Source organism: Bradyrhizobium sp. WSM2793 (assembly GCF_000379585.1).
GTDB lineage: Bacteria > Pseudomonadota > Alphaproteobacteria > Rhizobiales > Xanthobacteraceae > Bradyrhizobium.
This window is the reverse complement of record NZ_KB902780.1, coordinates 188303-200883: the sequence shown is the minus strand read 5'-3', so window position 1 is coordinate 200883 and position 12581 is coordinate 188303. Positions and strand designations below refer to the sequence as shown.

Genomic DNA, 12581 nt, shown 5'->3' with positions numbered 1-12581 from the left:
CGCTAACCCACGGGATCGATCGGCGACGGCGGCACGCCGCCCGCCTCGATCGCCTCGCCTGCGAGCAGGCACAAATCCTCGCGATAGCGGCCGGAGACGATGTGCACGCCGACGGGCGCCTTGCCGACGAGACCGGTGGAGACCACAAGGCCCGGCAGACCCATGAAGGGAATGGCGATCTGCGGCAGCTGCGCTTCCCAGACCCGCTTGAACGACTCGTCGTCCTTGCGATCAAGATGATCGGGGAACGGCAGCTCGCCGGACACCGGCGTCAGCAGCACCGCGTACTTTTCGAAGAATAGCATCCAGTCGCGGGTCAGAGTGGCTCGCCGCGTCAGCGCCTTGGCGTAATTGGCCTGGTCCATCGGCGTGACCCTGGCGCGGTTGCCGCGCAGGCACGCCAGCGCGCCGGGATCGCCCTCGCGCTCGGCCATCTCCAGCTGGGCCTCGTAGCCGTCGCCGAGCCAGAGCTTGATCTGCCACTCGACCGCCTCGCGCATCGGCGGCGTGTCCTCGATGATGTCGACGGTCCAGCCCGCGCGCTCCAGCCGCTTGCCGGCATCGCTCACCGCCGCCTTCACCTCCGGCGTCGTCGCAAGGCCGCCAGGATTGAGGCAGAGCGCGGCGCGCTTGTCCCGTGCGGGGCCTTCCAGCGGCGCCGGCACGAACCAGGGATCACGGATGTCGCGGGCCGACATCGCAGCCAGTGAAATCCTGAGGTCGTTGACGGTGCGCGCCAGCGGACCCGAGACCGCCATGATCTGCGGCCCGATCGGACGCTCCGGCAGCGCCGGGTTGAAGGCGGGGATGCGGCCGAGCGTCGGGCGCAGACCGTGCACGCCGCAGGCATAGGCGGGATAGCGGATCGAGCCGGCAATGTCGGTGCCGTGGGCGATGTGGCCGATACCGGCCGCGACCGCCGAACCGGCGCCGCCGGACGAACCGCCCGGGGTCAGCGAGGCGTCACGCGGGTTCTTGGTGTCGCCATGGATGAGATTGGTGGTGAACCAGCGATAGGAGAAGGCCGGGCAATTGGTGCGGCCGAGCAGGATGGCGCCGGCTTTGCGGAAATTGGCGACCACCGGATTGTCCTCGCGCGCGATCAACTCGCGCTGGAGCTTGAGGCCGTTGGTGGTGGCAAAGCCCTCCTGATCGACATTGGCCTTGATGGTGACGGGCACGCCGGCGAGCACGCCGGGATCCTCGCCGCGCGCGATGGCGGCGTCGACGGCGTCGGCCTGCTTGAGCACGTCGTCCGGCCGGTGGTCGATCACCGCGTTGAGCTGGGGATTGACGGCGTCCAGGCGGGCGAGCCCGGCCTTGGCCGCCTCCCGGGCGGACACCTTTTTGGACTTGACGAGGGAGGCGAGGTCGGCAGCCGACAGGCGCCAGAGATCTTGCATGGCTTGCTCCGTGTAACCGGCGTCTTTTAGCGCCGGGAACGCGGCAAAGCCATGCGGATTTCGCAGGGGCGAAGGCGCTGGGGCGCCGGGTGGAGCCTCATTCTCCGTCGTCTTTGCGAGGAGCCCTTGCGACGAAGCAATCCAGACTTCCTCCGCGGAGAGTCTCTGGATTGCTTCCTGCGCTCGCAATGACCGGAGAGAGCGCCCGCTAATGCCGCGTCGCGGACGCGTCCGGGATGTCGAGCAGCGCCTCGGTGAAGGGAAACTCCAGCACGATCTCGCCTTCGGCGTCGGTCACCTCGATCACGGCGTCCAGCAGGGCGCGCTGGGTGCCCTCGGATTTCACCACTTCAAGGATCATCTGGCGGGCGACTTCCCAGGCGCGGTCGGGGTTGCGCAGATCCTCGCCTTCGGGATCCACGATCAGTTCGTCGCCGATACGGGTATTGAAGTAGTATCTGGGCATCATCGAGATCCAGTTGGGTCGCCTGTACCGGATTGAAAGCTGCACTGCACTCACAACTGCTTTATCAGGACAGGGTTCGCGACCGAATGCGCCGAACGCAAGGCAGCGTCTCAGAAGTGGTGTTCCCGATGGCCTTTTTTCGCGGCGCAACATGGGCTTCTCGGGAAAATTTCACTGGCGAACTTCTCAGCGCGCACTAATTTAACGGGTGGGCGATACGTCCGAATTCGCGAAAATGGAGTGCCAAAATGGCTTGGAAAGCCCCGAAGATCGTCGAAGTGCCCTGCGGCATGGAAATCAACATGTATGTGAGCGCCACCCGCAAGTAAGCGGTTGGTGATCTGCGTTCAGCGCAGGTGGGTCTTTCGGTCACGACCGGTTTCCGAATGAGGGAAATCGTGTCGGCCTGAGATCCACCTCGCGACGTTGCTTCCAGGAGACGGATCATGCTTCGCGTCGTCGTCCTGGGCGCCGCAGCCGGCGGCGGAGTGCCGCAATGGAATTGCGGCTGCGAGGGCTGCCGGGCGGCCCGAGAGAACGGCCATGAGCTCTTGAGAACCCAGGCCTCGGTCGCCTTCAGCGGCGATGGCGAGCACTGGTTCCTGATCAATGCCTCACCGGACCTCCGCCAGCAACTGAATGCCACGCCGCAACTGCACCCCAAGGCCGGGGCGCTGCGCGATACGCCGATTGCGGGCGTGATCCTGACCAACAGCGAAGTGGATGCGGTGGCCGGCCTGCTCTCGATGCGCGAGGGCTCGCCGTTCACGGTCTATGCGCACGAGAAGGTGCTGGCGATCCTTGCCAGCAACAGCATCTTCAACGTGCTGAACGAGAAGCACGTGCGGCGCCAGCCGATGGCAATCCGCGAGCCATTCGAGCCGCGCCTGCCCGACGGCACCCGCTCCGGACTGGAGGTGCTGTCCTTCGCGGTCTCGGGCAAATCGGCCTGGTATCTGGAAGGCAAGGCGCATCCCGGGGGGGACAGCGGCGACGGCGACACGCTGGGCCTGAAGATCACCGACAAGGCCACCGGCAAGTGCTTCTACTTCATCGCCGCCTGCGCCGAGGTGACCGACGCGCTGAAGGCCGAGATCGACGGCGCTTCGCTCGTGTTCTTCGACGGCACGGTCTGGCAGGACGACGAGATGATCAAATGCGGGCTCGGCCACAAGACCGGCAAGAGCATGGGACATGTCGCCATGTCCGGCGAGGACGGCGCCATCGCACGGCTGGCCGACCTCGCTATCGACAGGAAGATATTTCTGCATATCAATAACTCGAACCCGGCGCTGCTACCTGCCTCATCCGAGCGCAAGGCCGTCGAGGCGGCGGGCTGGCAGATACCGGCGGATGGAACGGAGATCGTGCTGTGAATGCGGCGTCAATGACTGGAATGACTGCGCTCTCGATCGGCAAGGATCTGAGGCTCAACTCGGCCGAGGAGCTCGAGGCGACGCTGCGCCATATCGGGGCGACGCGCTATCACAGCCTGCATCCGTTCCACAAGCTGCTGCACGGCGGCAAGCTGAACAAGGGCCAGGTGCAGGCCTGGGCGCTGAACCGCTACTATTACCAGAGCACGATCCCGATCAAGGACGCGGTGGTGATCTCGCGTTTCCGCGACCGCGCCACGCGCCTGGAATGGCGCCACCGCATCGAGGATCATGACGGCGACGTCGGCAGCGAAGGCGGCATCGAGCGCTGGCTGAAGCTGACCGAAGGCCTCGGCCTCGACACGGCCTATGTGGAATCGACCGAAGGCATTTTGCCGGCGACGCGCTTCGCGGTGGAGGCCTACGTGCATTACTGCCGCGAAAAAAGCCCGCTGGAGGCGATCGCCTCCTCGCTCACCGAGCTGTTCGCGCCGAACCTGCATGAAGAACGCATCTCCGGCATGCTGGAGCACTATGATTTCGTCAACCCCGACATCATGAGCTACTTCAAGCGCCGCCTGGCGCAGGCGCCGCGCGATGCCGGCTTTGCGCTCGACTATGTCAAGGCGCATGCCACGACGCCGGAGCAGCGCGCGCAAGTGTGCAACGCGCTGATCTTCAAGACCAACGTGCTATGGGTGCAACTCGACGCACTTCAGCACGCCTATGTCGAGGGCAACATTCCGCCGGGCGCGTTCGTGCCCAAAGCGGGCTGAAGAGGAGCTGCAATGGCCGGGCCGCGGAACATCAGCGTCAGCGAGACGAGCCGCCCCGTGCTGCCGCGGCATGCCAAGCTGAAATATGACGAGACGCGGAAGGTCTGGGTGATCCTGGCGCCGGAACGCGTGCTGGCGCCGGACGAGATTGCCGTTGAGGTCTTGCAGCTCTGCAACGGCGAGCGCAATGTCGGCGACATTGCGGACGCGTTGGCGGTGAAATACGCCGCGCCACGCGAGGCGATCCTCGCCGACGTCATCGTCATGCTGCAGGATCTCGCCGACAAGGGCTTTCTCACGGAGGCCCGGGAGAAGACGTCATGAGCGATGTGCTCGGCAACCCCATGATCCCCCCTGATGCCAGCGACAGCCTCGCGGTGCTGGAGAAGCAGCGCTCGACGGCGGAGACCTTTGGCATTCCGCTCGCGGTGCTGCTCGAGATCACCCATCGCTGCCCGCTGCAATGCCCCTACTGCTCCAACCCGGTCGAGCTCGATCGCTCGGGCAAGGAGCTGACCACCGAGGAATGGAAGAAGGTCTTGAGCGAGCTTGCCGAGATCGGCGTGCTCCAGGTGCATTTCTCCGGCGGCGAGCCGACGGCGCGCAAGGACCTCGTCGACCTCGTCAAGCATGCCAGCGACGTCGGCCTCTACACCAACCTGATCACCTCGGCCGTGCTGCTGACGCGCGAGAAGCTCGGCGAGCTTGCCGATGCCGGGCTCTGCCACGTGCAGATCAGTTTCCAGGGCGTTGAAGAAGGCCTCGCCGATCGCGTCGCCGGCTACAAGAACGGGCACCGCAAGAAGCTCGAGGTCGCAAAGTGGACGCGCGAGCTCGATCTGCCGCTCACCGTGAACGCGGTGATGCACCGCCAGAACCTGCACCAGTTGCCTGACATCATCCAGATGTCCGTCGATCTCGACGCCGACCGGCTCGAGGTCGCCAATGTCCAGTATTACGGCTGGGCGCTGAAGAACCGTGCCGCGCTGATGCCGAGCGTGGCGCAGTTAGATGAGTGCACGCGCATCGTCGAGGAGGCGCGCGAGCGGCTGAAGGGTACGCTCGCGATTGACTACGTCGTCCCTGATTATTACGCGCTGCGGCCGAAGAAGTGCATGGGCGGCTGGGGCCGGCAGTTCTTCAACATCTCGCCCGCCGGCAAGGTGCTGCCCTGTCACGCCGCCGAGAGCATCACCGGGCTCGACTTCGAATCGGTCCGCTCCAATCATTCGATCGCTTGGATCTGGCAGAACTCCGAGGCCTTCAACCGCTATCGCGGCACCGGCTGGATGAAGGAGCCGTGCAAGTCTTGCGAATTCCGCGAGATCGATTTTGGCGGCTGCCGCTGCCAGGCCTTCGCGCTGACCGGCGATGCCGCCAACACCGACCCCGCCTGCGCGCTGTCGCCGCTGCACGAGACCATCTTCAAGCAGGCCGAGCGTGAGGCCGAGGGCGAGACCAGCCGCTTCCTCTATCGCAACTTCGCCGGCGGCACCCTGGAATCCGAGAATGGGGCCTGACGCCGACGCAGGTACAGCCGCGAGGCGCGCCGATCCCTTTGCGCCGCTGACCTCCGACATGCTCGACGTCGGCGACGGCCATGAGCTCTATGTCGAGAGCGTCGGCCGCAGCGACGGCATTCCCGCGGTCTACCTGCACGGCGGGCCCGGCAGCGGCTGCCAGCCCGATCATCGCCGGCTGTTCGACCCTGATCGCTTCTGCGCCGTGCTGTTCGACCAGCGCGGCTGCGGCCGCAGCCGGCCCAAGGGATCGCGCGAGCACAACACCACGGCACATCTGATCGCGGACATGGAGAAAATCCGCGAAAAGTTCGGCTTTGACCGCTGGATGGTGGTCGGCGGCTCCTGGGGTGCGACGCTGGCGCTAGCCTATGCGCAGGCCCATCCCGAGCGCGTCTCCGGCATTGCACTCCGCGCGACCTTTCTGGGCACGCGAGCGGAGGTCGAGACGGCCTTCACGGTGCGCCTGCCGCAATTCTATCCCGCGCTCTACGAGGATTTTCTGAGCGTGCTGCCGCCCGAGGAACGCGCGCGCCCGGTGGAGGCCTATTATCGCCGCATCCTCGATGCCGATCCGGCCGTTCACGGACCTGCGGCCCGCGCCTGGCACGACACCGAGCGAGCCCTGTCGGAGCACAAGGCCGCCAAGATGCGGCTGGACCTGGCGTCGCTAAACGTCTGGCGCACGCTGCCGGCGACGCCGTTCATGGAGGCGCATTACTTCATCAACAACTCCTTCATGAACGAAGCCCAGCTGCTGCGGAACGCGGACCGGCTCGCCGGGATTCCCGGCATTGTCGTGCAGGGCCGCTACGACCTGTTGTGCCCTCCTGAGACATCACACGCGCTCGCGAAAGTTTGGCCGGGTTCCGAGATTCGCCTCGTGGAAGAAGCCGGACATTCGCTCTATGATGCCGGCGTGAGGGATGCGGTCATGAAGTCGATTGCCGACCTTGCGTCGAAGGCCGCGCGCTAATGCGCGAAAAAGGACAACAAGAAAATGCCACTCGCCGGAAAGGGCATGCTGCTGACGTCGATGAATATCGACGCAGCCAATGAGGCCGATTTCAATCGCTGGTACGATCGAGAGCATCTGGAAGAGCGCGTCGCGATCGACGGTTTCCTGGAAGCGCGGCGCTATGTCGCGCATGCCGCCAATCCCAAATATCTCTCGCTGTACGCGACCGCGACGCTCGACGTGCTCGACAGTCCCGCCTATCGGGCGCGCCTGGCCAACCAGACCGAATGGTCGCGGCAAAGCATGGCGCATTTCAAGGACATGCTCCGTGTCGTCGCGCGCATTACCATCAGCAACGGCACCGGCCGCGGCGCTGCGCTCGGCCTCGTGCGGCTGCGGCCCACAGCTGACAATGCTGGCGCATGGCGTGATGCGCTGCAAGAAAAGCTGGCGCCGGAGCGGCGCGACGGCATCATCTCGATGCATCTGCTCGAAAGCGAGCCGGAATTGTCTGGCGCGACCGCGGACATTCCGGCGGTACGCAACGAAGGCGCACGCGACTGGTTCGTGCTGATCGACGGCACGCATGTCGGCGCGGTCTCGGCCGTGATCGCCGAGCGCTTCACCGGCCCTGCTGCATCGCCCTTCCCGCTGCCCGTCTCGGTCGGCACTTACGGCCTGATGTGGGACCTCGCAAAGAGCGACATCGCGCGCGGCTGAACAACCATCTGCATCGCAACATATTGCACCGCACGCGCATCGCGCGCGGCCGTTAATGCTGTGCGCGCGTAGCTCCCATGAAAGCGGGGACGCACCGAACTTTGCCGTTGTACTTCGGAAAGGTTCTAATAAGCTAACCCAATGACGTCATTCAGAAACCAGATCGCAGCGCGTTAAGCGTTCGCCAAGCTCAGAAGAGGCCGCCGGGTCTTTGAGCCTGCGCGGACAGGGTAGGAATGAAACCGACCGATATCGCGGCCCCCGACTACTTTCACAAAGTGGTCGATTGCCAATGGGCCTGTCCTGCGCACACCCCGGTTCCCGAATATATCCGACTGATCGCACAAGGCCGCTATAGCGACGCCTACATGATCAATTGGAAGTCGAACGTGTTTCCCGGAATTCTGGGACGCACCTGCGATCGTCCCTGCGAGCCGGCGTGCCGCCGCGGACGCGTCGAGGAGACGCCGGTCGCAATCTGCCGGCTCAAGCGTGTCGCCGCCGATTTCAAGGACGACATCAAGCAGCGCCTGCCGCGCCCTGCACCGAAGAACGGCAAGCGCGTTGCCTTCGTCGGCGGCGGTCCGGCCTCGCTGACGGTGGCGCGCGATCTCGCGCCGCTCGGCTATCACTGCACCGTATTCGATGCCGATCCGGAAGCCGGCGGCATGATGCGCACGCAGATCCCGAAATTCCGCCTGCCCAATTCGGTGATCGACGAGGAGACCGGCTACATCCTGGGTCTCGGCGTCGAGTTCAAAGGTGGCCACCGCATCGAGAGCATGAAGTCGCTGCTCGCGGAGAAATATGACGCGATCTTCGTCGGCTCCGGCGCGCCGCGCGGCCGAGAGCTCGACATCCCCGGCCGCAAGGAAGCGGCTGGCAATATCCATATCGGCATCGAATGGCTGGCCTCGGTCTCGTTCGGCCATATCGACAAGATCGGCAAGCGCGTGATCGTGCTCGGCGGCGGCAACACCGCAATGGACTGCTGCCGCACCGCGCGCCGGCTCGGCGGCGAGAAAGTCACGGTGATCGTGCGTTCCGGCTTCGAGGAGATGAAGGCCTCGCCGTGGGAGAAGGAGGACGCGCTCCACGAGGATATTCCGATCCTCAACTACATGGTGCCGGTGGCATTCAAGCACGTCGCCGGCAAGCTCATCGGCGTCACCTTCCAGCACGTCAAAGCCGAATATGACGCCAAAGGCCGCCGTAACCTCGTGCCGTCGGGCGATCCCGATCAGACCATTCCCTGCGACGACGTGCTGGTCGCGGTCGGTCAGGAAAACGCCTTCCCCTGGATCGAGCAGGATTGCGGCATCGAGTTCGACAAATGGCACATGCCGAAGGTCGATCCCAAGACCTTCGTCTCGACCAATCCAAAAGTATTCTTCGGCGGCGATGCCGCGTTCGGCCCCAAAAACATCATCTGGGCGGTCGCGCATGGCCATGACGCCGCATTGTCGATCCACAAGATGCTCTCGGGCGAGGACATCACCGAGCGGCCACTGCCTGAGGTGCATGTCTCATCGCAGAAGATGGGCATTCACGAATGGAGCTATGACAACGACATCTCGATCGACAAGCGCTACAAGGTGCCGCATCGCGACAAGGTGATCGCGCTGAAGGACATCCGCGCCGAGGTCGAGCTCGGCTACGACGTCAAGCTGGCGCTGGGCGAAGCCGAGCGCTGCCTGAACTGCGACGTGCAGACCGTATTCTCGACCTCGCTCTGCATCGAGTGCGATGCCTGCGCGGACATCTGCCCGATGGATTGCATCACCTTCACGGGCAACGGAGAAGAAAGCGATCTGCGCCAGCGCCTGAAGGCGCCCTCGCCGCATCCGGACCAGGACCTCTACGTCTCCTCGGATCTCAAGACCGGCCGCGTGATGGTGAAGGACGAGGACGTCTGCCTGCATTGCGGGCTGTGCGCCGAGCGGTGTCCCACCGGCGCCTGGGACATGCAGAAATATTTCATCGACATGACTCACGCAGGTTCGACATGCCCGACAAAAAGCCGATCAGCAGCGTAAACGACTTCGTCGTCCGCTTCGCAAACGTGAACGGCTCGGGCTCGGCCAGCGCCAACGAGATGTTCGCGCGGGCGATCCTGCGCCACGGTGTTCCGGTCTCCCCACGCAACATCTTCCCCTCCAACATCCAGGGCCTGCCGACCTGGTACGAGGTGCGGGTGACCGAGGACGGCCATCTCGGCGCCCGCGGCGGCGTCGACATGATGGTGGCGATGAATCCGCAGACCTGGGACAAGGACGTCGCCGGCATCGAGCCGGGCGGCTATCTGTTCTACGATTCCACCAAGCCGATGCCGTCGACCAAATTCCGCGACGATATCACGGTGATCGGCGTGCCGCTCACCGCCATCACCAACTCGACCTATACCGATCCGCGCCAGCGCCAGTTGTTCAAGAACATCATCTATCTCGGCGCACTCTCGGCGCTGCTCGACATGGACCCGAAGCTGATCGAGCAGCTGATCGGCGAGCAGTACAAGGGCAAGGAAAAGCTGCTCTCCTCCAACGTCCACGCGCTGCATCTTGGGCGCGACTGGGCGCTGCAGAACCTGAAATGCCCGCTCGGCCTCAGGGTGAAAAAGTCGGACAAGGTCGGCGACCGCATCTTCATCGAAGGCAACAGCGCCGCCGCGCTCGGCGCCGTCTATGGCGGCGCCACGGTATGCGCCTGGTATCCGATCACGCCGTCCTCGTCGGTGGCGGAGGCCTTCACCGCCCATTGCAAGAAGTATCGGCACGACCCTGAAACCGGAAAGGCGAAATACGCCATCGTGCAGGGCGAGGACGAGCTCGCTTCAATCGGCATCGTCATCGGCGCCTCCTGGAACGGCGCCCGCGCCTTCACCGCGACATCGGGCCCCGGCATCTCCCTGATGACCGAATTCATCGGCCTCTCATACTTCGCCGAGATTCCGGCCGTGATCATGAACATCCAGCGCGCCGGCCCCTCCACGGGCATGCCGACCCGCACCCAGCAATGCGACATCATCGCCTGCGCCTATGCTTCGCACGGCGACACCAAGCATGTGTTGCTGTTCCCCGAGGATCCCGCCGAGGCCTTCGAATTCGCGGCCGCCGCGTTCGATCTCGCCGAGCGGATCCAGACCACGATCTTCCTGATGCTCGACCTCGACATCGGCATGAATCACCGGCTCTGCCGCCCGCTGAAATGGGACGATGCCAAGCAATACGACCGCGGCAAGGTGATGACCGCGGAGATGCTGGAGGAAGGCCGCGACTTCGGCCGCTATCTCGACGTCGACGGCGACGGCATTCCCTACCGCACCTATCCCGGGACGCACCCGACCAAGGGCTCCTATTTTACCCGCGGCACCTCGCGTGATCGCTATGCGCGCTATTCCGAGGAAGGCTCGGTCTATGCCGACAACATGCAGCGCCTGATGCGCAAGTTCGAGACCGCGCAGGACCTGGTGCCGCGACCGCTGCAGGCCAATGCGGAACGGCCGACCAAATACGGCGTGATCTATTTCGGCTCGACCTCACCGGCAATGGACGAGGCGATCGGCCTTTTGGAAGCGCGAGGGCATCAGCTCGACCGCCTGCGCATCCGCGCCTTCCCGTTCCATTCGAGCGTGGCGAGCTTCCTCGCCGAGCACGACTTCGTCTACGTCGTCGAGCAGAATCGCGACAGCCAGCTGCGCCAGCTCATCGTCAACGAGAACGGCATCGACCCGGTGCGCCTCGTGCCGATCGTGCATTACGACGGCTCGCCGATCACCGCCCGCTTCATCGCAAAAGCCATTGGCGACCACCAGGATCACCTCAAGGTGACCCCGCTCCGCAAGGCCGTGTCATGACCTACATCGCAAAGCCAAAATTCCATCATCCGGGGCTGAAGAAGAACGAGCTCGGCTACACCCATCGCGACTACGAGGGCAAGATCTCGACGCTGTGTGCCGGCTGCGGTCACGATTCGATCACGGCTTCGATCATCGAGGCCTGCTACGAGCTCTCGATCGAGCCGCACCGGGTGGCGAAGATCTCCGGGATCGGCTGCTCCTCGAAGACGCCGGATTATTTCCTCGGCAATTCGCACGGCTTCAACTCCGTGCACGGCCGCATGCCATCGGTCTTGACCGGCGCCAACCTCGCCAACCGCGATCTGATCTATCTCGGCGTGTCCGGCGACGGCGATTCCGCCTCGATCGGCTTCGGCCAGTTCGCGCACTCGATCCGGCGCGGCGTCAACATGACCTATATCGTCGAGAACAACGGCGTCTACGGCCTGACCAAGGGCCAGTTCTCGGCCACCGCCGACCGCGGCTCGAAGTCGAAGAAGGGCGTCACCAACACCGACAACGCCATCGACCTCGTTGCGATCGCATTGCAGCTGGGCGCCACCTTCGTGGCGCGCAGCTTCTCCGGCGACAAGACCCAGCTGGTGCCGCTGATCGCGGCTGCGATCCGCCACAAGGGCGCGTCCTTCATCGACGTCATCAGCCCCTGCATCGCTTTCAACAACCACGCCGGCTCGACCAAGAGCTTCGACTATGTCCGCGAGCACAACGACGCCGTGAACCGCCTCGACGTTCTGGTCGGCCGCGATCCCATCGCGGTGGACTATGCGCCGGGTACCGTGCAGATGGTCGAGCAGCATGACGGCAGCAAGATCGCGCTGCGCAAGATCGACGCCGACTACGATCCGCATGACCGGCTGGGCGCCCAGACCTTCCTTGCGCGGCACGCCGCCAAGGGGCAGATCGTCACCGGTCTCCTTTACGTCGACCCCGACGCGGAAGATCTGCACGAGCATCTCAACACGGTCGAGACGCCGCTCAACACGCTGGAAGCGGACACGTTGTGCCCGGGCTCGGCGGTGCTGGACAAGATCAACGCCAGCCTGCGCTGATCATTTGCTCCGCGCCGAAGCCGGCGACCTGACGCGTATCGTGATCTTCTCCGACACGACCGGCGGTTCGAACGGATAGTGCTTGGCGTCGCCGAGCACCAGTTGCAGGGTGTGAGTCCCCGGCGCAAGGTCCAGCATGGTCTCGGTCTGCCCTGCGCCGAAATGCAGGTGCGACTTGTCCTGCGGGATCGGCTCCTTGGGATCGATGGGATCGTTGACGTCGACCAGCAGATGATGATGACCGGCATTCTGGTAATCGTCGCCGGCATGCGTCACGCCCATGTTGCGCAGGCCGAACCGGACCCAGAATCCACCGCGAACCTTCTGCCCATCGTGCGGCGTGATGAAATACAGTTTTGCGTCCTTTGGCGCCGTCTTTCCCTGCGAGCAGGCTGCGCCCGGGTGCACTGCGATCGCAGTCGCCAGTGCGACACAATGAATGATCTTCATCAAATCC

Annotated in this window: 13 protein-coding genes; 10 read left to right on the top strand and 3 right to left on the bottom strand. The window is 64.3% G+C overall.

Annotated elements, in window-relative coordinates; genetic code table 11:
• Positions 1-2: 2 nt before the first annotated feature.
• On the bottom strand, positions 3-1403 hold the full coding sequence (locus A3AS_RS0115825; protein ID WP_018318551.1) for an amidase family protein: 1401 nt from the start codon (positions 1401-1403) through the stop codon (positions 3-5).
• Between the two features lie 208 nt (positions 1404-1611).
• Complete coding sequence (locus A3AS_RS0115820) at positions 1612-1869, bottom strand: hypothetical protein (RefSeq protein WP_026202038.1); 258 nt, start codon at positions 1867-1869, stop codon at positions 1612-1614.
• Positions 1870-2117: 248 nt separating this feature from the next.
• On the opposite strand from A3AS_RS0115820, the gene pqqA reads away from it, so the two are divergent.
• From pqqA to A3AS_RS0115770, 10 genes are all read left to right on the top strand, one after another.
• The gene (pqqA, locus tag A3AS_RS43480; RefSeq protein ID WP_007595659.1) at positions 2118-2198 is read left to right on the top strand and encodes a pyrroloquinoline quinone precursor peptide PqqA; all 81 of its coding nucleotides are present in this window, start codon (positions 2118-2120) and stop codon (positions 2196-2198) included.
• Positions 2199-2315: 117 nt separating this feature from the next.
• Entirely contained in the window at positions 2316-3245 is a 930-nt protein-coding gene (pqqB, locus tag A3AS_RS0115810) for a pyrroloquinoline quinone biosynthesis protein PqqB (protein ID WP_018318549.1), read from the top strand.
• Positions 3242-4021, top strand: coding sequence for a pyrroloquinoline-quinone synthase PqqC (gene pqqC, locus A3AS_RS0115805; RefSeq protein ID WP_018318548.1), 780 nt, complete (start codon positions 3242-3244; stop codon positions 4019-4021). The genes pqqB and pqqC overlap by 4 nt, the downstream gene beginning before the upstream one ends.
• A gap of 12 nt (positions 4022-4033) precedes the next feature.
• The gene (gene pqqD, locus A3AS_RS0115800; RefSeq protein WP_018318547.1) at positions 4034-4345 is read left to right on the top strand and encodes a pyrroloquinoline quinone biosynthesis peptide chaperone PqqD; all 312 of its coding nucleotides are present in this window, start codon (positions 4034-4036) and stop codon (positions 4343-4345) included.
• Positions 4342-5541, top strand: a complete 1200-nt coding sequence (gene pqqE / locus A3AS_RS0115795) for a pyrroloquinoline quinone biosynthesis protein PqqE (RefSeq protein ID WP_018318546.1) — start codon at positions 4342-4344, stop codon at positions 5539-5541. Before pqqD ends, pqqE begins: the two co-directional genes overlap by 4 nt.
• Positions 5531-6517 carry a prolyl aminopeptidase gene (gene pip, locus A3AS_RS0115790; RefSeq protein ID WP_018318545.1) on the top strand — a complete coding sequence of 329 codons (987 nt, stop codon included), beginning with the start codon at positions 5531-5533 and terminating at the stop codon, positions 6515-6517. Before pqqE ends, pip begins: the two co-directional genes overlap by 11 nt.
• A 24-nt stretch (positions 6518-6541) precedes the next feature.
• Positions 6542-7219, top strand: a complete 678-nt coding sequence (locus A3AS_RS0115785; RefSeq protein ID WP_018318544.1) for a DUF4286 family protein — start codon at positions 6542-6544, stop codon at positions 7217-7219.
• 236 nt (positions 7220-7455) lie between these two features.
• Positions 7456-9255, top strand: a complete 1800-nt coding sequence (locus A3AS_RS0115780) for an FAD-dependent oxidoreductase (RefSeq protein WP_018318543.1) — start codon at positions 7456-7458, stop codon at positions 9253-9255.
• A complete protein-coding gene (locus A3AS_RS0115775) occupies positions 9225-11072 on the top strand; it encodes a 2-oxoacid:acceptor oxidoreductase subunit alpha (protein ID WP_018318542.1) in 1848 nt (615 codons plus the stop codon). Before A3AS_RS0115780 ends, A3AS_RS0115775 begins: the two co-directional genes overlap by 31 nt.
• On the top strand, positions 11069-12124 hold the full coding sequence (locus A3AS_RS0115770) for a 2-oxoacid:ferredoxin oxidoreductase subunit beta (RefSeq protein WP_018318541.1): 1056 nt from the start codon (positions 11069-11071) through the stop codon (positions 12122-12124). Before A3AS_RS0115775 ends, A3AS_RS0115770 begins: the two co-directional genes overlap by 4 nt.
• Here the strand turns inward: A3AS_RS0115770 and A3AS_RS0115765 are convergent, their stop codons facing one another.
• The gene (locus tag A3AS_RS0115765; RefSeq protein ID WP_020508690.1) at positions 12125-12574 is read right to left on the bottom strand and encodes a DUF4399 domain-containing protein; all 450 of its coding nucleotides are present in this window, start codon (positions 12572-12574) and stop codon (positions 12125-12127) included.
• Positions 12575-12581 lie beyond the last annotated feature (7 nt).